Raw genomic sequence first — 23,815 nt, 5'->3', positions numbered from 1 at the left:
ACATCACCCCCGGTGGCCAGCGGCTCACAGGAACCCGCCCCACATGCGATAGCTTTCGGGATTGCGCACGATGGAGAACCCGGCGAGGTGTTTCGTCCACCGCGGCCCCTGCGTCCTGCGGCGTGACGCCCGCCAGCTGGTCGCCGGGCTCGGCCGGCGCCAGGTCCTCCAGCAGCACGACATAGTCGTCCCGGTCGTCGTCGTAGGCGACGAAGTGGCAGGCCGGGACACCCGCGTCCAGGGGCGGGGCGATCTCGGCGTAGAAGCTCGCCTCGTACCGCGATCACCTTCCCGCCCTCCAGGTGCGGCGCCAGCGCCCCGGTCAGCCAGTCGGCGGTCAGCCCGGCGGCGCCCGAGACCGGCCCGGTCATCGCGCTCCGTACGCGTCGATCTCGAACCGTTCGCCGCCGACCTCGACCGTCCCGGTCACCGTGCAGGGGATCTCGTACCGGGGGATGCCCCTGTACGGGTAGACACCCCCGGCGGTGTTCCTCGAAGACCAGCCGGGTGCCGCCCAGGTCGCCGTGGCGTCCGCGGGGCCGGGCAGCACGTCCGCGGCCGCGTCCAGCCCGATCCGCGCGGGCCCGAACGGCTCGGTGACCTTCTGGGTCGCCTCGTATGAGGCGGTGCGCACGTCCGTGCCGCCGGCCGCGGGCATCGGCGCCCGCGCCAGGGGCCGGTCCGGGCCCACCACGCATGCCCAGTACCAGGGCCGGTTCCAGGTGGCCGTCAGGGCCCAGGTGCCATGGTCGATGATCTTCACCATCGTTCCGCGATCCCCTGCCGGGGCACCCGCGTAAAGGCTCACTTACGAGATGGTGACGGGCGCCGGCCGCGAGACGATCGCCCGGTGACGCGGCCGCGTAGCTACTCCCGGTTTTGGTGCTTCTTGCCGGTCTCCGTCAGGTTCGCTCGGCCAGGAAGCGGTCGAGTTCGGAGGCCGTGGGGGCGGTGGCCGGGCCGGAGCGCAGGACGGAGAAGGCCGCCGCCGCGTTGGCGCGGTGCGCGGCGGTCTCCAGGTCGGCGGCGGCCAGGAGCGTGGCGGCCAGCACGCCGCAGTGGGTGTCGCCGGCGCCGTTGGTGTCCACGGGGGTGACCGGGGATCCGGGGATGGTACGGGTGGTGTCGCTGGTGGACAGGACGCAGCCGGAGGGGCCGGTACGGACGATGGTCGCCGCGCCGGGGCCGAGGCGTGCCCTCAAGGCCGCGGCCGCCGAGGCGGACTCGGCGAGGCCGGTCAGCGCGTGGGCCTCGGTGGCGTTGCAGCTCAGGACGTCGACGCTTGGGAGGATCTCGGTCAGCGTGTCCGCGTCGATCTGGGCGGCCAGGGGGCCCGGGTCGAGGAGGACACGGGACTGGCCCAGCGTGGGGAGCCAGGCGCGCAGCGCGGCTCGGTTGGATTCGTGCAGGAGGCTGTAGCCGCTGAGGTAGACCAGGTCGTCGGGGCGGACGTCGATGGCGGCGAGTTGCTCGGGCCGCATCCTGCCCTCCGCACCCGTGCCGGTGACGAAGGTGCGTTCGCCGGTCTTGTCGACCAAGGCGACGCAGAGGCCGGTGTCGCCGTCCGCCAGCGGGGGAGAGGCGATCGCGATGCCCTCGTCTCGCAGCGACGCGCGGATCTGGTCGCCGAAGCGGCCGGTGCCGTGCGCCCCGGCGTAGACGACCCGGGCGCCACTGCGGGCCGCAGCGGACATCACGTTGAAGCCGCCGCCCGTGAGCAGTTCGGTGCTGGAGGCCAGCACGTCGCCGCCGGGCTCGGGCACGTCCCTCACCCGCATCACCAGGTCCACGATGACCTGGCCGGTGTGCACCAGGCGGCCGCTCACGCGGTGCCTCCCTGGGGGCGGTCCCCCAGACCCCCCGAACGGCTCCGCCGCTGCTGCTCCGCCACGCGGCGGGCGCCGCCCAGCAGCGCGTACAGGCCCGCGGCCACGGCGAAGGTGATCAACCAGCCCATCCCGTTGCGCCCTGGCCAGCTTTCGGCGAAGAACCCGGTGAACCACACGTCATCGCCCGTGCCCGCCGTTGTGAACTGGTACCCGGCGATGATCGCCACGGCCCAGGCGGCCAGGGCCCGCGGCTCCACCCCGCCCCGGTACCAGTAGCCGCTGGCGCGGCCCATGTCCATCAGCCAGGCAGCGTCGTAGTCCGTCCGGTGCAGCATGTCGATCACGAAGACGCCGACCCAGGCGGTGATCGGCACGGCGAGCAGGCTGATGAACGTGATGAACGGGTCGTAGAAGCTGTCCGCGACGAGCATGAAGTAGATCGCCCCGACGGTGGTGACGACGACGTCGACGATCACCGCGTACACGCGCTTGACCCGCAGGCCCAGGGTGAGGGTGGTGAGCCCGGCGGAGTACACCGACAGGTGGTTGGACAGCAGCAGCCCGCCGAACGCGGCGATCAGGTACGGCACGGCCGCCCATGCGGGCAGCATCCCGCGGATCGCGGCGACCGGGTCGCCAGCCTCCGCCAGGGTGGGGTCGCCCGCCGACAGCAGGCTGCCGAGCGAGATGAGCAGCACCAGCGGGATTCCCGCGCCCGCCGCCGCCGAGGCCACCAGGGCGCCCGCGCGGACGGCGGGCGCCTGGTAGCGGGACATGTCGGCGGACGCGTTGGCCCAGCCGATCCCGGTCCCGGCGGCGATCGTGCCGATTCCGGCGATCATGGCGCCGACCGGGGCGGGAGAGGCCGCGCCCACCGCGTGCCAGTCGACCGTCGCGACCAGGGAGGCGGCGACGACGATGTTCAGCGCGCCGAAGATCCAGGTGGCCCAGCGCTGCACGGCCACCAGCACGCGATGCCCGAGCCCGGACACGATGAGGGTGCACACGACGAAGACGGCGATGCAGCCGATCGTCAGCACGGGCGTGTCCTTTGCGGCGGTGTCGGTGCCGAAGAGGATCGCGCACAGCGACAGCAGCGCGAACGCCGCGGTCGTGGTGTTGACCGTCTCCCAGCCCAGCCGGGACAGCAGCGAGACCAGCGTCGGCCCCGCGTTGCCCCGGACGCCGAAGACCGCGCGTGACAGCGTTAGTCCCGGCGCGCCGCCACGGCGCCCGGAGATGGACACCACGCCGACGATGGCGAACGAGCCCACCGAGCCGAGCAGCGCGACGATCACGCACTGCCAGAACGTCAGCTTCTGGACGGCCACCAGGGTCGCGCCCAAGGGCAGGCCGAGAATCGAGATGTTGGCGGCGAACCACACCCAGAACAGCTGCATCGGGTGGCCGTGCCGCTCGTTCTCGGGGACCGGCTCGATGCCACGGGTCTCCATGGCGCCCTCGGCGGGCGCCTCGCCGCTCTGGACGGTCGTGTCGATGGTCACCGGGTTCTCCTTCGCTGCCGGAGTTGAAGCAGCCCGTCGACGACGGGTTCCAGATCGAGGGCGTTGACCTCGCGCACCACCGTGATGAGGTCCGCGGGAAAGCCTGAGGTTCCGTGCCGCGCCCCGAGGACGGCGCCGCACATGGCGGCGACCGTGTCGGTGTCGCCGCCCACGCTCGCGGCGAGCGCGAGCGCCTCCACGGGCCTGTCCCCGAGCGCCTCGGCGAGCGCGAACGCCGCGACCACCGACTCCTGCGCGGCGACCGACGTGCCGATCACCTCCGCGACGGCGTCGGCGAGGGCGGGGACGTCCATGCCGCGCACCCAGCGCCGGGCCCAGCGGATGCGCGCGGCGATGTCACCGCCGGCGCTCCAGAGGCCGCGGCGGGCCCCTTCGGCGGCAGCGCGTTCGGCGTGGTCGAGCGCCGCGGGCAGGTCGGCGCCGTCGATCCCGGCGGAGACCGCCCCCGCGACCGCCGCCGCCCCGGCGAGGCCCAGGCTGGTGTTGTGGGTGAGGGCGCTGGCCTCGACGACCGCGTCGAGCAGCGGGCCGAGGTCGGGGGGCGTGGCGATGGCGATCGGGGTGATCCGCATGGCGGCGCCGTTCGTCGTACCGGTCCGTCCGGCCTCCTCGGGCGGCACCCCCGAGCCGAGGAGTTCGAGAGCGCGTTTGGTGGACGGCCCGAGCAGGTCGGCCAGGCCGCGCCGGACCATCCCGGCCTCCCAGTCGAGCAGTGCCTTGGCGAACACCGCCGGGTCGATGCGCCCGGCGCCGTCGGTGAGCAGCTTGGCGACGAGCACGGCCTGCTCGGTGTCGTCGGTGATGGATCCGGCGGGCAGGCCCGGTGAGATCGGCTGCTCCGCGACGGCGTCCAGCAGCGAGCGGACGGGCCCGTAGCGGGCGGTGATCTGCGCGCGGGACATCGATTGCGTGGGCATTCCCATCGCGTCGCCGAGCGCCAGTCCGGTGAACGCGCCCAGCGCACGGTCGCGGACGCTCATCGGACGCCGAACGTCAGGTGGAACTGGAACCTGGCCGGGTCCAGCAGGCTGACGACGTGCTCGACCAGCCCGCCGCCGGCGCCGGTGCTGACGCGGGTGGACCTCAGGAACAGCTCGCCCTCCGGCCGTTCGAGCAGGGCCGCGGCGTCGGCGGTGAGGGCCTCGGTACCGATCCATTGCTCGCCGCCCTCGACGCGCAGGCCGGCCGCGGCGAGCGTCGCGGTGAGGGAGCCGCCGAGCAGGCCCCGTTCCGGAAGGCCTGCCAGGCCGCCGGTGGCCGGGACACGGGCGACCTCGTACGACACCGGCCCGGCCACGGGATCCCTGCGCAGGCGCCGTACGGCGACGAACTCCTCGACGCCGAACCGCTCGCCGAGCACCGTGTCCGTGGTCCGCTCGATGCCCAGGAGTTCCACGCCGATGTCGAACCCGGAGGCGGCCAGCGCGGTCGCCCACCCGGTGGCCTGGTCGAGCCGGACGCCGTCGAACGTCACGATCGAACCGACGCCGCCCTGGGTGGCGATCAACTCTCGCCGCTGGAGCTCGGACAGTGCGCCGCGGACGGTGCCGCGGCTGACCCGGTAGTGTTCGGCCAGCTCGTTCTCGCCGGGAAGCCGTTCCCCGTACGCGAGGCGCCCCGATTCGATCTGCCGTGCGAGGTCGGCCACCAGCCGATCCCGCTTACCGAAGCGAACCTGTCCACTCCTGTTCATACTTGTACATTACGCCATCGTTCCCGTCCCCGTGCCGGAGACCCGCGGAGGAGTCCGCCGATCCGGGTCCGTCGGGTGACATTTGACGCCGGGATCGGCCGGGTGGAGGAGCGCCCGCAGGGGCCGACCTGGTGCAGCGCCCGGTGTGGCCAGTGCCGCTTGCAAGGGGTTTCGTGCCCGGTCAGGGCCTTGCGTTGGTGTGCGGCGTTCAGGATCAGCGTCCGGTCGAGGAGTCCGCGGCGTACGCCGCCGACCCTGCAGTTGCCGGAGATCTCATCCGCGCTGGTGAGAGCTGTGCGGATGGGATGACCGGCGTCTGGTGCGGTGGAGCTGGGTGATATGAGGCGGCGGAGACCCGAAGCCCGGGATGGTCGAAGACGTGCCTGGCCGCGGGGTCTCCGCCTGGGCGATGTAGACGCTTGCCTGCTCGTTCAGTACCAGGGCGGCAGCCCGAGTTCTTGGGCGAGGGCGCGGGCCTCGTCCAGCACTACCCGTGAGGCTCGAAGACCGCGTCGATGTCGCGGGTGGAACGCCGGGCGTCGTAGGCCAGCGCCATGGCCGCACCACCGACGATATGAATGTCGGCGACAACGCCGCGGCGTGCCAGGCGGTCACCGAGCTTGCGGAAGGCGTCTTCGAGGGCGGCGCAGTCAAGGGGCGGTTCGGCGTCGCTCACGCCACCTCCAGTTCCTGGGAGGCGACGAAGACGCCACGCCGGCGGAATGCGGCAGGGGCGTGGACGATGGCGTCGGCTCGGGCGGAGGGAGTATTGAACGGGAACCAGAACCGCCCCAGACGATGGGGCTCGGCCCAAGGCGGAGCGCCGCGTCCGTCCCGGGCGGCCAGGTGCTCGGCCAGGGCCGCCAGTAGCACGTCCCACCGCTGGTCCTCGCTGGTGGCGGGTTCGTCCGTTAGAAGCTCCATGCGTTCGGTCATGGGCTCGTGCCGGTATTCCTCAAGGAATTCGGCGATCAGCCGCCACCGGGTTTCGTCGTCCGAGGCGCCGGCGAGGTGAACAGCCAGGTCAGCGATGGTCATTGGCCGGTAGCCCTGGTCGGTGCGCATGATCTGTACCTCCAGCTTGAGTGTACGGCTCAGCCGCGACGTCGTGTGTTCGAGCCAACACAGGTGGTGGGCGCCTGTGAACCGGGGCGCAGATATGGATCCCTGGTCGGCAGAGCGCCACCGAGCCGGCAAGGTCGAAGCGGGGGATGTCGTTTCGTCGTCAGAGGCCGAGTGCCTGGGAGGCCTTGATCCATTCGGCACCGTCCGGGGGAGAGGCGGGCAGTGGCAGGTCGAGGATGCCGGTCGCCTGGTGGTCTTGTCGCGGGTGCAGATCGCGACGATGCCGCTGCCGGGCAGCAGGTCGATCTTCGTGACGCTCACCTCGACCCCCAGGACGGTGGTCTGGAACGGCACGGCGAGGTTGTCCTCGATCACGACATGGAAGGCCGTGAACTGTTCGTACTCGTCGTAGGCGTCGACGACGACCTGCTCGACCAAGGCGTCCAGCTCGGCCTTGCTCAGCTTCGCCACGACCCGCAGCCTACCGAGGCGGTGGGTGACCAATGTGCCGTCCCAGAACGACAGGCCGAACCCGTGTCACCCATCAATCACGGACCGTTAAGCGGAGGATCCTGGAGGAACAGCGGTAGTGCGGGGTGCGCGGTCCAGGGGGCCGTGATGGTCAGGTTCGCGTTCTTGGGGCGGGTGTCGACGGAGGATCTTCAGGATCCGGTGGCGTCGCGTCAGTGGCAGCTGGCGCGTGCTGAGGCGCTGGTCGCCGGTCATGGCCGGATCGTGGCGGAATTCTTCGACGTCGGGCAGTCGCGGGCGGTGTCGTGGCTGCGAAGACCCGCGTCGGCACGGCTGTTGCAAGCGCTGGAGGACCGCCAGCGCGGTTTCGACGCTGTGGTGATCGGCGAACCGCAACGGATCTTCTATGACAACCAGTTCGGCCTGGTCTTCCCGCTGTTCGTCCACTTCAAAGTGGCACTGTGGGTTCCGGAGGTCGGAGGCGCGCTTGATCCGGATTCCGAGGCGCACTGTTTGATCATGGCGATGTATGCCGGGATGTCCAGGGCTGAGCGGCGGCGTATCCAGGTCCGGGTCCGCGCGGCCATGGCCGCCCAAGCCGAGTGTGAAGGGCGTTACTTGGGCGGTCGGCCGCCCTATGGCTACCGGTTGGCCGACGCGGGGCCCCACCGTAACCCGGTGCTGGCGGCGCTGGGCGCTCGTTGCCATCGGCTGGAGCTCGATCCGCAGGCCGCACCGGTTGTTGAGCGGATCTTCGCGTTGCGGCTTGACGGGTGGGGCGGCAAGCGCATCGCCGGGGCGCTCAATACCGACGGTGTTCCCTGTCCGTCCGCCCATGATCGGTGCCGTAACCGGCATCGGTCCGGTGCGGGATGGACGGCCGGGACCGTGCTGTCGATCCTGGTCAACCCTCGCTACACCGGCCACCAGGTGTGGAACAGGCAGAGCCGCACCGACGTGCTCGTGGACCCGCACAATGTGGGCCTGGGGACTCGGCCCCTGATGCGCTGGAACCGCCGTGCGGACTGGGTGATCTCACGCCAGATCGCCCACCCCGCCATCGTCAGCGTCGCGGACTTCGAACGAGCCCAGCACACCCGCGCCGAAGGTACACGCGGCCGGCGGACCTACCTGCTGCGTGGCCTACTGCGATGCGGGTTCTGCGGTCGCCGGATGCAAGGCGCCTGGAACAACGGCCGGGCGAACTACCGCTGCCATCACGGGCGCGGGGAACGGAGAGGATTGGCCTGTCAGCGTGTCGGTTCGTGAGGATGCGATCACAAGTCACCTGGGCGCTGTGCTGATCCGCGCGATTGCCGATAAGGCCCAGGTCGAGACCGCCATCCCGCTCGAGAACGTCGAAATCCCTCGCGGTGAGGCCGAGCAGGTCGTACTGTGCCGGCGGCTCGGCCTCGAACTGACCTACGACCATCACGGCCAACTGACCTACGACCATCACGGCCAAAGCATCGCCACTGAAGGCCACCGAGGACCGATCGTGCTCAGCCTTCGCTGACTCAGTGTGTCCCCCTCGGACACTTATCCTATGGATTCTTATGCAATCTGGCGCCCAAGGCTGAGCCGCCGAACCGGTGGACCAAGAAGAAAGCCCAGCCCCAGAGGCTGTCTGGAAGCCAGACCATCCGCTCGTCATGCATAGATTCTCAGAAATATGCATAATTGTGTGTCTGAGGGGCGACACGCTCTAACAGCACATGGCCCGCATGGTGCCCGATCGGCGAACCGTACCGGATCACTGTCGGTGCGTAGATTGACACCCCCGGATAAGGATTCCCTTCACGATCACCACGTGATTGCAAACCGTGGTGAACGGTGCTGATCTATCCGCTGAGGTCCCGATTCGTGGCTCGGCGTGCGTACGGTGTCGGTCCACGTCAGGGACGTCGAGCGGAGCACGAGCGGACACGCCGCATGATGATCACGGCTCGGACGTGGCTACGTTCGGAATACGAGTCCGGGTCTCAGGCGGCGGGACCGGTGGGCCAGAGCGCGGCGAGGAACTGCACGAGGGCGAACAGGAACCCACCAACTTCGAGTGCCTCTGGGGTCCGCTGGAGGCGTCAGCGGCCACCACTCGCAGTCTTGGTGGCTCCACCGTGCTTGGTCACCCGGGGGCGGCAGCGGATTTTCACGGCGCCGTGGGTGAAGGCCGGGTCGGTGGACTTGCTCGCCCACACGTAAGCCTCGCCGGGCTGCAACCGGGACATCTGCTCCGAGGTCAGGCCAGAGAGTGCGGCGTTGGCCTTCTGCAGGTGCTTGAGCCAGGCCGGGGAGGTGAATTTGTGAAGGATGACATGGTCGGAGAGCTCGATCAGCGAGATCGGCACCGAAGGCGGGTCCTGGCTGGCGACCAAAATGCTCATGCCCTTGTGGCGCATCTCGCGGACGGTCTCGACCAAGCCGGTGACTAGGTCGGGGCTGTCGATGTACTTGTGGGCCTCGTCGAAGACGACGAGCTTGTTGAAGTGTTTATCCCCGTCGCGGGCCTCGGCGAAGAGCTGCATGAGGACGACGAATAGGCCGAGGGCTTCGTCCTTTTCAATGAACTCGTCGCGCAGGTCGACGATGATCAGACGGCCGGGCCGGACGAGGTTGGTGAGCCGGACCGTGTCGTCGATGGAGTCGGAGGCAAGGTTGAGGCGCTCCTGGGCCAGGCGCTTGAGGTGATCGGGGAGGTGAGAGTCCTCCAAGCCCTGGCGGATGACCGCCAAACTCAGGTCGTTGCGGTGGGCCCGCATGATGCGGGTGAGTTGGCGGATGTAGGTGGACTGGTTACCGACTGCGCCCATGAGGAAGCGCCAGTGGGCGGCCTGGAGTTCGTTGGAGGAGAAGGTCAGCGGCTTAACTTCGATGCCGGGGTATTCGGCGTGGCGCTGGCCGACCTGGCCAGTTGGGGCGAGCAGCAGCACGTCCTCCAGGGCCCTGGGCTCTGCCCCGTAGCGTTCTTTGAGCGCGTTCAGTTGGGTCGCCTCGTCGTTGGGGCGAATCATGCTGGTGAACTCGGGGGCGTAGTCCTGAGTCTGGCTGTAGTGGAAGACGATCGTGGCCAGCGGGTGCGGTAGCTCGTTGACGGGCGGGGCGGGCAGCGAGGCCATCTCCATGATGCTGCCGAGGGTGTAGCTCTTTCCGCCGCCTTGGACGCCAAAGAGGCTGATGGTGTGGGTCTCGTTGAGGTCCAGGGCGATGCGGCGTCCGCCGATGTCGCCGAGCAACCCGTACTGCTTGGAGGGGTGCATGACCCCAGTGAACGCGTCGGGGGTCTTCGCCAGCGGGACGGGCTGTGCGTCGACAGCGGGAGCGTTTTGGAAGGAGGCGGGGGCCGGGTCGAGGGCCGTCGGCTCAGGGGGCGAGGGTGGGGCGCCCGGGGGTGCCTGCTGAGGCACGGACTCGACGTTGACGGGCGGTGGTGACGGCTCCGGGGGGGTGGTGAGCTCAGTAGGAGGCTCAGCGTCCTGTGCCGGGGTGTCCTGGGAGATAGGTGCGGGGGCAGACTGCTCGGGCTCGGGGGCCGGGGCTGCGGGTTCGGGGGCGCGGAAGGCGGCATCCTGCAGGCGCGGCACGGTGAGTTGCAGCAGGGAGACTGTCGCGGCGTCCGGTTCGGCGCCATCGCCGCTCTCGTCGGACTCTTCGGTATCGAGGTCCTCGGTCCGGTACTTCTCAAAGACGGTGGGGATCGCCTCGACAAGTTCCTTGATCAGGTCCAGGCCGATGCGGTGGAACTCGACGGTGTGGTCGAGTTCACGGTCGGTGCCGGTGCGGGCGAGGTCGAAAACCAGGCCGCTGCGGGTGAAGTTGAGGGTGAAACCGTCGTCGAGCCGGTCCAGCAGGTTTTGCGCGGCCCGGTGCGGGTCCTTGTCCATGGTGCCGTGACGGCGGGCACGTTCCAGGTAGAAGCGGAGCATGGTGGCAAAGGACAGGTTCTTCACACTGCGGTCCACCCGGTCGGGGGTGGAGCGGTTCGGGTCGAAGGCGGCGGCGAGGACCTCCTGGCTGCGATCTAGCTGCTGGGCAGCCTTGACCTTGAGCTGCTGGTAGGCGCCGATGTCCTGCAGCGCGGTATAGCACTTGACCTCGACGAGGTTGCAGGTGATCTGCTGGGCGTGCTCGTCGAGGTGGAAGAGTGCCAGGTCGGTTCTGTCGAAGGAGAGGGCCTCGTCCAGCTCCTTCGCCTGCCGCCGCACCTCGTCGTATAGCTGCGTATGGGCGTCCAGCGGGACGACGACCTGGTTGCGCAGCACTCCCTGGTAGTCCAGGTACAGCCGGGCTAGGGCCAGGCCGAGGACCTCGGTGCGCTGGGTGGCTGTGGTGGAGGCCAGCTTGAAGGCGAGGTTGCCGGACAGCAGCCGCAGCTGTTCGAAGAAGGTGCGCAAATGGCGCTCGTCGACCTCCAGGCCGTGCTGCTCGGCCACGGGTTCGAGCAGGCCACGCAGCTCGTCCACGGACTTGGAACTGACCAGGATCTGGTGGCCCAGTCGTCCGCCGGTCTGGGGCGTGTAGTCGATGACGTACTCGGGACGGCCGTCGGTGCCGGCGTGGTCGAAGTACTCTAGGCCGAGGGTGCGGTCGATGGTGACTACCCAGTCGCTGACCTGGTGGGCGTGGTAGAGCAGGGCGCGGTCGTCGGTGTCCAGCGCGAGCTGGGTGCACGGCACGTGGCGGGGGGCGTGGCCTGCGGTGGCCACGTTGCCCGTGGCCGAGGCGATCAGTGCGGGGAGGTGGCCGAGCAGCGTGGTGAAGTCCTCCGCATCGTCCAGGGCTGGGGCCTTCCCGTGGCGAGGGATCTTGCGCCAGATGATCTGGCCGCCCCGCTCGCGGTACGTCGAGGCAACGGCCTGGATCAGGCCGTGGACGGGTGTGTGGGCTATGTCCTCGTGCGGGGCCGAGCCAGCTTGCTCGCCGCCAAAGGCGTCGATGAGCACGGTCAGGTGCGCGTCGAACGCGGCCGCATCATCGGTGAACTCGGCGACGGAGCGGATGGAGAAGGCCAGCTTGGCGCCGTGCGTCCCGGTGGCGGGGGTGAGGAAGGCCTCGGCCTCGGCCGCGGTGATCTGGGCCCCGGCCCACAGCAGTTCGGCGAGGGCTTCTCCGGCCTCAGGGGCCTCCGGGTCGTCGACGCACAGCCGCAGGTCGTAGTTCAGAGCGTGGGTGACGGGGCGGCGCTGCAGCTCCAGCAGCATGTCGGCCAGCAGCTCGCCACGCCCAGCGTTGACTACGTTCATCACCAGGGTGCGCACATACGGGTGCAGCCGTAGATAGCGTTCGACGCGGTCGGCCAGTTGCTTGCCGGACAGCCCAGTGGCCGCACTGCCGGAGGCGGGGGCCGGGATACGTAGCGCCGTGGAGAGCAGGCCGAGCTGTCCGCGGGGGTCGGGGGCTTCGCTGGGCAGGTAGGCGCCCCAGTACGGGGTGAGGGCGTCGGCGGCCACCATCAGGCGGCCGTCGCGGCGGGGCAGGGCGAAGGGGAAACCCAGGCAGGACAGCTGCTCCAGAAGCGAGTCCCGAGCGGCCAGGACGCGGCGGCCCTCGGCGCTGGCCAGCCGGGTTATCCAGTCCTGGCCCAGCGCGGACCATGTCGCTAGCCACAGTGCGCGCAGGGGGTGGGTGGGGGAGACTAGCAGCACGTTCTGGGGTCGCCCCAGGCCGTCGGTGAGGGTGACGTCGGCGCAGTCGGTCTGCAGCAGTTGAGCGAGCCGGACGAGCGCGGCGGTTCGCTCCTCGTCCCCGGTCCGCTCGACGTGGCTGAGCTGGGCGGCGATCAGCTCGGCGTAGGCCTGCGCGTACTCGGCCAGCTCGGCGTGCACGGCGGACAGATCGCGGGCCTCGGTGATCAGGTAGTCGCCGGGATCGGAGGCTTCCGGGCCGCGGATGGCTGCGAAGTAGCATCTGCGCGCGTCGAGGAAGGCCCGATAGGCGTCGGCGGCCCGGCCGGTGAGGCCTGTGGCCAGGCCGTCATCCGGGTCCTGAACGGGCTCGCCCACGTTTGAAGACGTAACGCTCAGCTGCCACGGGCTGATCCGGTCCGGTGCGACCAGGATGTGCTGCTGGAGTGAGACTAGGGCCGGGGCGAGCCGGATCTCGACGCTACCGGCGGCACTGAACCGGGCGGTCAGCGCCCGCTGTGCCGCACGTGTGGAGGCCACCTTCCACTGCACGTCCGACAGCCCAACCCGCTCCGCGCCCGCGCCGTTGGCCAGCGCCTGGAACTGCAGCGTCCGCAGGGCCTGCGCTACGCCGTCGAACCGCCCGGCGCTGCGCTCGGGCGGCTCCTCCGTCTCCGCGTCGGGGAGGACGTAGAAGCGCTCGCTCTCACCCCCGTTCAAGCGGTGCCCGCTCGGCTCCACATCGAGGGGTTGGTTCTGTTCGTTGAGGGGGGTGACTTTCACGTAGTGCCAGCCCTCGCCCCAGTCAATCTTCCCGAGCTTGCGGAGTGTCGCCTTGTACTCGGCCTTGGCTTTTTTGCCCACCGCGGTGTGGACGGGGCGGCTGACCTGATCGCCGCTCTCGGAGACGATCTCCACGCGGAACCGGTGCAGCCCTTCCACCTTGCGCGGGTCGGGTTCGACGGTGAAGCAGGCGGTGAGTTCGGTGGTGGCCTTCGGCCCGGCGAGCAGGTACTGCTGGCCGGCGATGGCGGCCAGCGCCGGAAAGGCGGTCAGGTGCTCCGTGCTGTCGCCGGCACGCGGCAGCGGCAGTTCCTGCAGCTCGATGGCCACCGAGGCCCGCTGTCGCTCGTCGATGCGCCAGTTCCCGAAGGACAGCGACCAGTTCTCACGGTCGGCCGCGATGCGGCGGGTCCAGGTCTGGGGATCCTCCAGACCGCATCGGGCTGCGAAGGCGGCCAGCTTGGCGGCGAAGTCTGCGTCGGCGAGATCCAAGGCGAGCACCCGCTGGCGCTCGGAGCTGGGGGAGTCCGTCAGCTTGTCGACGAGGTCGCGGTTGCGGCCGGCCCGCTCCAGCAGCCCGCCGTCCTGGGTGAACAGCTCGAAGTCGGGGACGAGCCCGAAGTGGTGGATCGCTGCCCCGGCCGCGTGCTCGTCAAAGCCGTTGAGCCTAAGCGTCAGCAGGTAGCGGGCCCGCACTCGGGCGGCCGAGCGTCGGCTGTCTCCGCCGCCCACAGCGGTCATCAGCTCGTCGACGCGTGGCCGCAGCTGCGCTGGCACCTCCTGGAGGAGCCGGTCGGCCAGCAGCTCGTAGCCGTCGCCGAGCGAGACGTTCTCGAAGGTGGCGACCCCGAAGGAGTCCTCGGCGCTGGCCCGCAGCCCTGGGGGCACGAACACCAGCAGCGAGCCGGGCGCCGTGCTTCCCCGGCCTTCCTGCTCGTTACGGTTGCGTAGCTCGACAAGCTTGGTGCTGGTGACCGCCACGTCATACAGCGGGCTGGCCTCAGCGGTGTCCTGGGTCGTGCCCAGCAGGCAGATCTCCGCGCCCGGCCCGACCGAGCTGCGCAGGCGCCGCACCAGCCGCGCCGCCAGCGCCGCGTCCAGATCCATCACGCGCATGCAGTGCCCCGCCGAGCGCGCGCTTATGAGCGCGGCCAGCCGCGGGGCCAGCACGCCTTCCAGCGCGTCCCGCATGTCCTGCGGGCTCGGTTCGGCCAGGCCGGTCGTGCTCGTCGAGGTGGTCATCGGGTCCGCACCTCCTGGCCGGCGGGGGTGCCGATGGCGTACCGGGGGGTGATGGTCTGGGTCAGGTAGGCGTCGGACATGTCCTGGTAGTAGCCGATCTCGCGGAGGCGGTGCAGGAAAGCGGCGGAGTTGGAGCGCAGGGCGGCCTGGTCGTCGAGCTGGGCGCCGGTGAAGCCGTCGCCCTTGGGTAGCCGGTCGACGTACAGCCCGTAGCGCAGGCGCAGTCCCTCGAGGAATTCGTCCACGCGCATCGGTGCGGTGCGCCAGTGCCCGGTGGCGGGGTCGGGGCGCAGCAGGATGACCTGCAGCAGCACCTCTAGCAGACGCGCATCGAGCACGAAGCGCCGCGTGCCGCGCATCCCGCGGGGCTGGGCCAGCAGGGCCCCAGGCCGGTTCTTCAGCAGCAGTGAGTCCAGGCAGTCGACGATGTAGCCGCGGTGGTAGCGGCCCTTGTAGTGCATCAGGGACTCGATGTACTCGTCGAATGGGTCGAGCTTCAGATCCACAATCCGCTGCATCTCCGCGGGCAGATCGTCCTCGTCATCCAGCACGCCGTTGAGCCGCTGCCCGAAAAACCTGTCGCGCTCGCTGCGGCGTGACTTGCCCAGCAGCGCCAGCACCTCGGCAGGCGAGAAATAGCTCCGCCCCTGCGGGTATTGGAGCTGGCGGCGCTTTCTGACCAGGTGTTCGGCGAACTCGTCCAGTTTCTTCACCGCGTAGGTTGCCTGGACGAAGGCCGGGATACGCCGATACCACAGCTCAGCGCTGCCCTGCGCCAGGGGCGCGGCCGCGGCGTCAGGGGCGCCGTCGGCGGCGACGAACAGCCGCACCCTGTACGGACAACGGTCGGCGGTGTCCGCCCCGGTGTGGCCTTTGGCGCACGAGGGGTCGACGGCCCTGGCCTCGACCGCCCGCGGCAGCAGCTTTATCAGCCGCAGGTGGTACAGCGCCAGGTGGAAGGAGAACAGCACTTTGAGGTAGTCGACGAGCACCGTGCGCGGCATGTGCCCCTGGTGGTGCATCAGCTTCATGACGTCCTCGGCGAGTAGCCGTGCCGGTTCCCCGCACAGCGCGGGGTAGGGCTTTCTCGGCTTGCTCTCGTCCGGGCGATCCGCGACATGGGTGTAGGTCTTGCTCACTAGGTGGAGTAGGGCCTGGGTTTCCACATCGGTGTCCGGGCCCGGCTCGATCTCTCCGGTGGTTGGGTCCACGTCGGAGAAGAAGAAGTCCCGCAGCTCCTCCAGGACATTGTTCGGCTGCCCGAAGAGCATCTCGTAGAGTTGCTCGTCCGCCCCGTAGGGTCGGGACTTGCGGCTGTTGCGCAGCCGGTAGGCCAGCCCGTGCAGTGGGCGCGGTCCGGCCACTGCCTCGCTGGCACGGCCGCGGTTGACCATGTCCAGCAGGTGGGTACTCGCCCAGCGGGTGGCGGTGTCCTTGTCGAAGTTTTGGAAGACGTCGTCGTGGTTGAGGAAGAGTTCCACGAAGACATCGACATCCAGCTCCCCGGCGCGGCTGAGCCTGCTGGGTAGGCCGCGGTGCCACAATCGGGCCAGGAAGGCCGTCAGTACCCGGTCCATGTCGAGGGTCTTGTAGTCGATACGGCTGACGCCGGGGTGGTGGAACCTGCCATGTTCGCTGGTGAGCGTCATGCGTTCTCCTCCGCCCCCGTGTTGACCGATCCGTTGCCGGTCTCCCGTTGCGCCGGCACGGTTAGGTCCTTCATAACCAGCACGTGGTCCTCGGTGCGCTGGATCTTGCGCAGGTCTTGGCCGTGCGCCGTAAGGATGATCTCCTGGTACGGCACCGCGGCGAGTGTGTTCTTGAACACCGCAAGGGCCAGCTGCTGACCCTGCATGTCCGCCACTCCCGGGCGGTAGCCCCGTGCGAAGCGCTGCAGCAGCTCGAACAGATCAAGGCCGATGGCCAGCTCGGCGCCCGCGCCCTGTCTGCCGTCCGGATCCTGGTAACGCAGCAGTAGCGCACTGCGGCTGCCCTCCACGTACTCTGAGGCCGGGGCGGCTCCGGGGGTCACGGTAAAGCCGGCGGCGGGGAAGAGCCTGAAGCTGCGCACCGTGCCGCCGGGCACCTCTCGCACCTGCAGCGCCAGCGCCCCTTCGATCCGGTCGGGCACGGCCAGGCCCTCGCCGCGGTTGAGAGCCTTGAGTAGCTCGTCCCGAGCCCCGGCCGCGGCGACCGGGGAGGACAGCAGGTCGAGGAAGCGCAGCGCTGAGGCGTAAGGCAGCATGCGCTGGGCGCGTCCGTCGTCGTACAGCTCGAAGTACAGCAGGCGGCGGGCAGCGTCCAGATAGCAGCGGTGAGCGACGACTTCCGCGGGGTGTGCGGAGGTGGAGCGGGCCAGCCGACCAAAGCGCGCCGCCAGCAGCCTGCGGTCATAGTCGCCGCGAGTGTCGACTGCGAACAGCGCCCTGTCGTCCAGCATCCCCGTGTAGTCGACGTGGCGGTCCAACTGCGGCTGGGGGACGGCGGCCACGTCCGTCTCCCGCAGCAGCCGCAGCAGCCGGTCCCGCTCCACTTCCCGGCCGTCCTCGGTGGGCGGGGCGCCCAGATAGGAGGAGAAGTAGAAGCTGTCCAGGATCGGTTGCGCCTCGCCCCGGGCGTACAGCGCGTGGATCTCGGCGCAGTCCCGGCCGGAGGTGAGGGTGTAGGCCAGGGCTGAGCGCAGGTCGCGCAGGGTGATGTGGAGCTTGCCACGTAGCTGGGTCAGCTCGTACAGGTGGCGAAGTCGGCGGGTGATCTGCGGGCCGGCGTCCGGATGGGCGAAAGTCTGGGAGTTGTGCCGGGCGTAGCAGGTGGCTACCAGGTCGCAGGAGGCGCAGGCTGCCCAAAAGCGGTCGCTGGTCATGCGGCCGACCATGCGCTCCAGGATCGACTCGCCGTCGACCGGAGTGCCGCCCACAGCGAGCGGGCGCGCGGTGAGGTCGCGAGCATTGAGGTTGACCACGGCGACCGCGTCCGGGGTACCGCTACCGGCCAGCCCGGCCTCGGCCAGCTCCGCCAGTCGCGGGAAGCGATCGCGGCGGTGGCTGAGGAAATCCACCAGACGGCCCTCGTTCACGGCGATCAGCCGGGTCTCGTCGCCGGTGTCCCAGACAGCCTCGTCCGTGCCTACGTAAGGCGCGAAGAAGTCCTCCAGCACCTCGTCGCTGGCGGCCTCGTCCTCGTCCTGGCTGCCGTCGTGGTTGGTACGGAAGCGCCGCCCGTCGAGGGTGAAGTTGCTGCCGTTGGGCCGCGCGGCGCCGAACTCGGCGCCCAGGTCAAGGGCCCGGCGCTCGAAGTTCTCCAGGAACGCGGTCTTACCGTCGCCTGCATTCCCCGTGATAATCACCAATGCGTGGCGGCCCGCCCGCAGTGCGGGCACCAGCTTCTCGTCCAAGGCCGTGCTGACGTAGACCAGCACGTCCTGCGGGTCCAGGCCACGAGTACCGCGGTTGCTGCTGCGGCTCTGGCTGTAGAGGGTTTGCAGGTGCGCCACATACGGGTTGGTGTTCGGTGGCACATCCTCACCGAATGGGGCCGACGGCTTGTCACCGGGCGGCTCGGCTGCGCTGCCTTTGGTGGCCAGGACCGGCCGAGAGACGGTCAACGCCCGAGTCGTTTCCAGCTCTTCCAGCGCGCCCAAGAACTCCTCAGCCGACGAGAAGCGCTCACCGCGGGTGGGCGAGATCGCCCGGAGCACTATCTTCACCAGCCCGGATGGGAGATTCTCGAAGCCGCTGTAGGCCTGGCGTGGATCAGCGCCCCGCTCCCCGGGCAGCGGCTGCATCGCCCCATGCCACGGGTACTGCCCCTTCGTCAGCGCTTCGTACAGGGTGACACCCAGCGCGAACAGGTCCCGGTCGGCGAAGCCGCTGCCGTCTGCCGGGATCTCGCCCAGGTCGGGCGGCGCATAGCGCGGACTGAGATGGGTGTGTCCGGCGGAGGAATCGGCGGTCTTGGCGATCCCGAAGTCGATCAACTTCACGCCATCGTCGGTCCACAGCAGATTGCTGGGCTTGACGTCGCAGTGCCACACGCCGAGCTGGTGGATGTGCGCCAATCCGTGGGCCGTGTCGATGCCCAGCCGCAGCACGTCTGCCGGACCGAGCCAGCCCTCGCGGATGACCTCCCCGACGTCCTTGCCGTCGACGAACTCGAAGACCAGATAGGGGTGGTTATCCGGGTGCGGCAACCGGTCGGCGTCCACCATCGTCACCACGTTCGGGTGCCGCTCGCCCGTCAGCCGCTCCAGGACGCTCGCCTCGCGGCGCAGCCGCTCCAGCGGCGAATCCCGGTCGTGCAGGACTAGCTTCACTGCCCGGTCCACGTTCCGTATCGAGTCATAGACTCGGTAGGCGACGCCGAACGAGCCGGGGCGGCCCAACCGCCGGCGCACGATGTACTTCGTGCCGAGCTGATAATCCGCTGGCAGGTTCTTGAAGAACGATGGGTCGCGCGGGCCCTCGGCGAAGGCGCCCGGAGTCCCGTTCTGCGGGGGCTGCTGCGGCGGGGTGGAGGAGGCACCCAAGCGCTTACGGGGGGCACGCTGCGCGCCGATCGCCAGCATCAGCCGCCGCAGCGCCTCGGCGGCGCTGGGCCGCTTCTTCGGATCGGCGGCGCACAGCAACTGCAACCAGTGGGCCAGCTCCGTAGCCACCCCGGCTGCGTCGAGTTCGGTGGCGGGCAGGCGGCCACCGGAGCTCATCTGCTCAGTGGCCGAGGCGAAGGGAAGATTTCCGGTGAGCAGCTCGAAGCCGATCACGCCCACCGCATAGATGTCGGAGGTCATACCCATCTTCGCCGGGTCTGCGTGGCACTCCGGGGCGAGGTAGGCGGCCTCGGCGGCGGCGTGCGCCTGCTGCATCACCGTGTGGCCACGCTTCTGGGCGGTCTTGGCGTAGTCGAAGCCGGTCAGCATCGCCCGCCCATCCTGGGCGATGAGCACGGTTGACGGGCTCAGCTCCCGGTGGGCGATGAGCCGCTGGTGGGCGTGGGCGAGACCGAGGAGAATGTGGTGGAGGGTGCGAAGCTTCGCGTCGGCCGTCAGCGGATCGGCGGCACCGGTCAGGTGCAGCCGCAGTGCGTGCCCGGGCACGTCGTCGTAGACGGTGACGAACTGGCTCCCGTCGTTCCATGGGAAGAAGTCCCGCACACCGACGATGTGTGGATGGGCGGGCAGTTTTCCAAGCGCCTCATAAGCGATCCCGATCTGCCGCTGCTGCCGCTCCCGTACGGCCAGCTCAGCGTACGGGTCGGCCTCACGGACGGACAGCCGGACCGTACCCGAGCCCTGAGCGGCGGAGACGTTCTTCGCCCGGTACTCGTCCAGAACATCAATGCCGGGTGCCCGCTGCGACTCGCTCAGCTGCTCGATTACCTGCCAGTTACCGAGGAGCAGCGGGCCAGAGGGCGCCCGGGAGGAGCCCTGAACCGTGTTCACGATCGCGGCGTGGTGGGAGGAGATGTCCGCGTCCACAGGGTGCGTCGCGACCGGAACCCGGCTGACGTCGGACAGCCGGGTGATCAGGTCGGCGAGCGTCACAGTCGCCTTCGCGTCACGCTCGTCGAGGGTACGGTCCACCAGCACGGCGTCGGGGGCAGGGAGTACGACGAGGGCGTCGGTGTAGACCCGGGACAACTGCGGGTGCACGTTCTCCAGGATGCTCTTCAGCTTCTTGGCGTGCCCGCGCAGCTTGGGCAGCGGACTGCGGAAGGGCGCCCGCCGGGCCGGGTGCCACCGGCTGCCCTCGACCTCGATCCGGCCCCGGGTGCCCTTGACGTCAATCACATAAACGGCGTGGCCGGTGACCACGACTAGGTCGACCTCGAACAGCTCGTCACGCTGCGGAATCTCGACGGAGTGCAGGACCGTCCAGTCGTCTGGGCCGTGATCGCGCAGATGCGCGATCACGCGCCGCTCCGCCTCGTTGACGGCCTCCCCGACGGCAACGATCCGGGCACCCATTAGGCGGTGGCCTCCTCGATGGCAGTGGTCAGCAGGGCGAGGGCCTGGTCCTCTAGGCGGTCGGCCTCGTCACGGTCACGGTAGGCCTGGCGGACGGTTTCTGTGATGCGGTCACGGTCGGCGGGGGCGGCAAGGGGGATCGGGAAATTTCTCAGCATCCCGGCGTGGAGACTTTGCGGCCCAGACCCAGCCATCATGCTGCGAAAAACCCGCAGCGAGATTTCCGAGCGGAAAAAGCTCAGCAGGAAAGCCCCTGGCACTTCATGTAGGCCAGAAGCAATACGCAAAAAATGCTGACTGTATGCATGCTTTTTCCAGCTCCCCGTGACCATCATTGCCCGTCCTAGAAGGCCGTTTTCACTGGGAAGCCCCTGCGCGCCAACCATGATTGTTTCATCTGGGACAAAGCACTGACGTGGAGTATGGGCACGACTCAACACCCGACCATCCTCCGGGCGCGCCCACCAGCCCTGACGCTGCCCTACTAGGAGGACACCGTCATAGTCATAGTCGCCATCAATGCGCTTAAACATTGGTCCAGTGCCGAGAAGGCCGTTTCTGCAAATATTTCCGAGAGGGAGGTGTTCCACAGAGGCAAGTGCCTCTGTGATGCGAACAGCACGTCCGGAGTAGTTCATTGCGCGGAGTGAAGTCGACGTCACGCCTGTCACTTCGAAGCCGAGGTCCCGCTGCTGCTCGTGCCAGCGCAGGGCGTTCAACTCAGACAAGCCCACGCTCTTGAAAAAGTCCTCCGTAGCCGCAGTCAGGCCCGCCTGGAAACCCGCCCGCAACCGTGCTGCCTCCTCCACGAGGTTGTGGATCTTCCGCTCCAACTCATCGCTGAACCGTGGCACCGGCAAATCCGTGATGTGCTGGGGCTCCAAATGCTGGATGATCGCTCCATATGCCGAGCTCTTGACAAGCGCCTCGCCGTACCGGCTGGACAGGAAAGCGTAGAGATAGCCTGACCTGATCTGCCCCGGGTCGGCCTCGACCTTCAAGATGTCCTGAGATGACCAGAAGCTGGCCATATCTGGGCGCACGTAGCCCATCCTGCCGACGGAACCAGAGCAAGAAATTAGCGTCATTCCGGGCTTGACCTGAAGGTGTGCGAGCTTGGTCGAAACCGCGTCACTCTTCTTCAGATGTGGAAGATTCGTAAAGTCGATCTCCATCATGTCGGTGCTCCCCAAGAAGGGGACACCATGTTCCCTGTCAGTCACATAGATGCGGCGAAATTTGGGACCATTGAAGATCCCTCCATTGAATCCCGCGGTGAGATCACTCAACCGATCCGTCCTCGGCACCCGCTCCAGCAACTTCCGTGCCTCCAGCGCCCCGGATAGATACGGCGCCGGGTCGAGCCGGTACCCTTGCTCGGCCAGCCACTCCGACGTGATCGGGTTGTTTGGGTTGACGATCCTCACGCCCGGCCCCTCGCTCCCGCTGACCGTGGGTCGGCACCCGGCAGCGGGTGTTTCCTGCGGAACTCCCGGTACTTCTCGGCGATCACCGGCAGGTCGTTGTCGACTACCCGCTTCGTCCGCTTGAATTCTTTGATCTCGTAGTCCCCATTGATGCGGATCCGCTCCCGCTCCACGGTGGCTTCGGTGACGATGTCGCCGTTCGGGTAGCGCTTGAAGAGCGTGTTGCCGCGCCGATCGAAGCCCACCTTCTCCGCCACTGCCATGAACACCGGGTAGGGCCGCTCGGAGCCGGACCGGTGGTTGCGGATCTCTTCTTTGGTCTTCTTCTTTAGGAACAGCAGCGTAGTGAGGATGTTGACGTTCGCATCGACGATGAAGGTCTCGACGGGGAGTTCGACGCTGGCGATCACCCAGCACTGCTCCAGGATGTACTGACGGATCGCTTCGTCCGTGGGCCCCGGGTTGGACAGGATGCCGTTGGGCAGGACGATCCCAAGCCGACCGGCCGGCTTGACCCACTCGATGGCCCGCTGGATGAACAGTTGCTCGGGCGCCATAGCCGCGGGCTTGCTGGTGGGGCTTTCGATCACCGCCCCCGTCTCCTTGTCTCGCGACCAGGACTTGGCGACGCCGCCTCGGTACTGCCCCAGCACCTCCGGGTCGCTAACCGGGATGTCCGCGCCGAACGGCGGGTTGGTGAGCAGCACGTCCACCGTCTTGTCCAGCGGGATTTTCACCTTTGCCAACTCGTTGCCCGACAGATGCCCGTTGGGGAAGGCCAGGGAGTCCATGTGGAAGACATTGCCAGTGGTGTCCGCCAGAGTCATGACGTTCATGGTGGTGGCCCGAACCAGGAACGGATCGAAGTCGGCCCCGAACAGATGCTCCTCGGCGTAGGCACGGAGCCTGTCCCGGTAACGCTCCTGCTGCTCCTCGTCGTCTGGGAAGCCGAAGGTGCCGTCCTCCTTCTGCCACTTGTGGTGCAGGTGGTTGAGGGTCTCCGCGAGGAAGCCACCGGTACCGCAGGTCGGGTCCAGGACGGTCTCGTCCTCCTGAGGATCGAGGATCTCCACCATCAGCTTCACCGCACCGCGGGGAGTGAAGTACTGCCCCCGGTCGCCGCGCAGATTGGTGCCGACCAGCTCCTGGTAGGCGATGCCCTTGGCGTCGACGTCCGTGGCACCAAGGTCGTACGGGGCGAGCTCGCTGACGATGAAGGCCAGTGCCTTGTCGGACAGGGTGATCTCGTCCGTCGGCTTGAAGAGCTTGTGTTCGGTGTAGACGCTTTTGACTTCGTTGAAGAGGTCCTCGATCCGCCGGCGGATCTCCTTGCGGCCCTCGTTGGAGAAGGGCTCGGTCATGTCGGTGCGGAACCGGGCCCGCCCCGTCCCGCGACTCTTGCGCTCGTCGTACATCTTGGCGAAGAGCAGGAAGAGGAACTGCCAGAAGGCGGCGTCCTTGGGCATGCCCTCGTTGCCGTGGATGTAGTTGTGGCACCGGCGGAACGTGATCTTTAGCATCTCCGGCTCGGCCCGCCGCAGCCGCTGGTGCGAGGCAACGGTACGGCTGCCAATGTCCGGCACCGCCTCCCAGTCGCTGCGATGCTCGTACGTCGCGCCCGTCCACGACTTGCTGACGATCTTCTTGCGAAAAAAGTACTCGATGCCGTTGGTCCACAACCCGTCGACGCAATCGGGCCGGTCCTCGGCGCCGAGCAGCTCGTCGAGTTCCTGTAGATCCTTTTCTGCCTGCTCGGCGTCGCGCAGTTTGACGACGTTCCGGCCGCGCTTGGGCTCGGGCTTGCAGACCACGATCCGCCGCAGGTTCTCTTCGTTGTGCTCGGCGCCCCGCGCGAAGATCGCGATATCGGCCTTCTTCTTCTTGTCCCGGGTACCGTCCACCCGCACCGTGACCGTAAAGTCGCGGGTCATGTCATCCGGGGCGATGCCATACTCGTGGAACAGGGCGCGGGCAACCCGCTGACGGACCTTCTCCTTCTCGGTCTCCTTGACCGCCCCACCGTCGATGAAGTCATCGACCTCGCCCTCATTTAGGGCTGTTACCTGGGTCTCCGCGGACTTGTCCGCCCCTTTGTGCTCGCCCTCGGGCTGCGGTGGGATGCCCAGGTCCAAGGTCAGTTCCTCCATCAGTGGTCCACTTCTTCTCTCATGAAATCGGTCACAGGCGGTCGGCCGG

The 23,815-nt window shown here is 68.4% G+C and carries 14 protein-coding genes; 2 read left to right on the top strand and 12 right to left on the bottom strand.

All coding sequences use genetic code 11. The features are described 5' to 3' along the window. Nucleotides 1-367: 367 nt before the first annotated feature. From ABD340_RS06485 to ABD340_RS06455, 7 genes are all read right to left on the bottom strand, one after another. On the bottom strand, nt 368-808 hold the full coding sequence (locus ABD340_RS06485) for a hypothetical protein (RefSeq protein WP_344587601.1): 441 nt from the start codon (nt 806-808) through the stop codon (nt 368-370). Between the two features lie 94 nt (nt 809-902). Beyond that, the gene (locus ABD340_RS06480) at nt 903-1,826 is read right to left on the bottom strand and encodes a PfkB family carbohydrate kinase (protein WP_344587600.1); all 924 of its coding nucleotides are present in this window, start codon (nt 1,824-1,826) and stop codon (nt 903-905) included. Continuing rightward, nucleotides 1,823-3,334 (bottom strand): purine-cytosine permease family protein, encoded by a 1,512-nt coding sequence (locus tag ABD340_RS06475; RefSeq protein WP_344587599.1) that lies wholly within the window; start codon nt 3,332-3,334, stop codon nt 1,823-1,825. The genes ABD340_RS06480 and ABD340_RS06475 overlap by 4 nt, the downstream gene beginning before the upstream one ends. Further along, entirely contained in the window at nt 3,331-4,335 is a 1,005-nt protein-coding gene (locus tag ABD340_RS06470; protein ID WP_344587598.1) for an ADP-ribosylglycohydrolase family protein, read from the bottom strand. Before ABD340_RS06470 ends, ABD340_RS06475 begins: the two co-directional genes overlap by 4 nt. Continuing rightward, nucleotides 4,332-5,048 (bottom strand): GntR family transcriptional regulator, encoded by a 717-nt coding sequence (locus ABD340_RS06465; RefSeq protein ID WP_344587596.1) that lies wholly within the window; start codon nt 5,046-5,048, stop codon nt 4,332-4,334. Before ABD340_RS06465 ends, ABD340_RS06470 begins: the two co-directional genes overlap by 4 nt. 487 nt (nt 5,049-5,535) lie before the next feature. Next, a complete protein-coding gene (locus tag ABD340_RS06460) occupies nt 5,536-5,724 on the bottom strand; it encodes a hypothetical protein (RefSeq protein WP_344587595.1) in 189 nt (62 codons plus the stop codon). Next, nucleotides 5,721-6,584, bottom strand: a complete 864-nt coding sequence (locus ABD340_RS06455) for a hypothetical protein (protein WP_344587594.1) — start codon at nt 6,582-6,584, stop codon at nt 5,721-5,723. Before ABD340_RS06455 ends, ABD340_RS06460 begins: the two co-directional genes overlap by 4 nt. A 147-nt stretch (nt 6,585-6,731) precedes the next feature. Between ABD340_RS06455 and ABD340_RS06450 the strand changes: the two genes are divergently transcribed. Together ABD340_RS06450 and ABD340_RS06445 are read left to right on the top strand one after the other, a co-directional pair. Beyond that, nucleotides 6,732-7,853, top strand: a complete 1,122-nt coding sequence (locus tag ABD340_RS06450; RefSeq protein WP_344587593.1) for a recombinase family protein — start codon at nt 6,732-6,734, stop codon at nt 7,851-7,853. Then, nucleotides 7,840-8,100, top strand: a complete 261-nt coding sequence (locus tag ABD340_RS06445; RefSeq protein WP_344587591.1) for a hypothetical protein — start codon at nt 7,840-7,842, stop codon at nt 8,098-8,100. Before ABD340_RS06450 ends, ABD340_RS06445 begins: the two co-directional genes overlap by 14 nt. Nucleotides 8,101-8,665: 565 nt before the next feature. Here ABD340_RS06445 and mads8 read toward each other — a convergent pair. From mads8 to mads2, 5 genes are read right to left on the bottom strand one after another with little or no spacing between them, the layout of a single operon-like run. Further along, a complete protein-coding gene (mads8, locus tag ABD340_RS06440) occupies nt 8,666-14,230 on the bottom strand; it encodes a methylation-associated defense system ATP-binding protein MAD8 (RefSeq protein ID WP_344587589.1) in 5,565 nt (1,854 codons plus the stop codon). Beyond that, nucleotides 14,227-15,879, bottom strand: coding sequence for a methylation-associated defense system protein MAD7 (gene mads7, locus ABD340_RS06435; RefSeq protein ID WP_344587588.1), 1,653 nt, complete (start codon nt 15,877-15,879; stop codon nt 14,227-14,229). The genes mads8 and mads7 overlap by 4 nt, the downstream gene beginning before the upstream one ends. Beyond that, a complete protein-coding gene (gene mads6, locus ABD340_RS06430; protein WP_344587587.1) occupies nt 15,876-20,192 on the bottom strand; it encodes a methylation-associated defense system protein kinase MAD6 in 4,317 nt (1,438 codons plus the stop codon). The genes mads7 and mads6 overlap by 4 nt, the downstream gene beginning before the upstream one ends. Then, a complete protein-coding gene (gene mads5, locus ABD340_RS06425) occupies nt 20,192-21,619 on the bottom strand; it encodes a methylation-associated defense system restriction endonuclease subunit S MAD5 (RefSeq protein ID WP_344587586.1) in 1,428 nt (475 codons plus the stop codon). The genes mads6 and mads5 overlap by 1 nt, the downstream gene beginning before the upstream one ends. Continuing rightward, a complete protein-coding gene (gene mads2, locus ABD340_RS06420) occupies nt 21,616-23,766 on the bottom strand; it encodes a methylation-associated defense system DNA methyltransferase MAD2 (protein ID WP_344587585.1) in 2,151 nt (716 codons plus the stop codon). Before mads2 ends, mads5 begins: the two co-directional genes overlap by 4 nt. Between the last annotated feature and the right edge of the window lie 49 nt (nt 23,767-23,815).

The sequence above is a fragment of the Actinomadura vinacea genome, assembly GCF_039532545.1.
Taxonomy (GTDB): domain Bacteria; phylum Actinomycetota; class Actinomycetes; order Streptosporangiales; family Streptosporangiaceae; genus Spirillospora; species Spirillospora vinacea.
This window is presented reverse-complemented; position numbering and strand designations above follow the sequence as displayed.

Bases quoted from the DNA above. Each gene is read 5' to 3' on its own strand.
- ABD340_RS06470 (WP_344587598.1), bottom strand. From the start codon at position 4,335: ATGAGCGTCCGCGACCGTGCGCTGGGCGCGTTCACCGGACTGGCGCTC.
- ABD340_RS06465 (WP_344587596.1), bottom strand. From the start codon at position 5,048: ATGAACAGGAGTGGACAGGTTCGCTTCGGTAAGCGGGATCGGCTGGTG.
- ABD340_RS06450 (WP_344587593.1), top strand. From the start codon at position 6,732: ATGGTCAGGTTCGCGTTCTTGGGGCGGGTGTCGACGGAGGATCTTCAG.
- mads8 (WP_344587589.1), bottom strand. From the start codon at position 14,230: ATGACCACCTCGACGAGCACGACCGGCCTGGCCGAACCGAGCCCGCAG.
- mads7 (WP_344587588.1), bottom strand. From the start codon at position 15,879: ATGACGCTCACCAGCGAACATGGCAGGTTCCACCACCCCGGCGTCAGC.
- mads6 (WP_344587587.1), bottom strand. From the start codon at position 20,192: ATGGGTGCCCGGATCGTTGCCGTCGGGGAGGCCGTCAACGAGGCGGAG.
- mads2 (WP_344587585.1), bottom strand. From the start codon at position 23,766: ATGGAGGAACTGACCTTGGACCTGGGCATCCCACCGCAGCCCGAGGGC.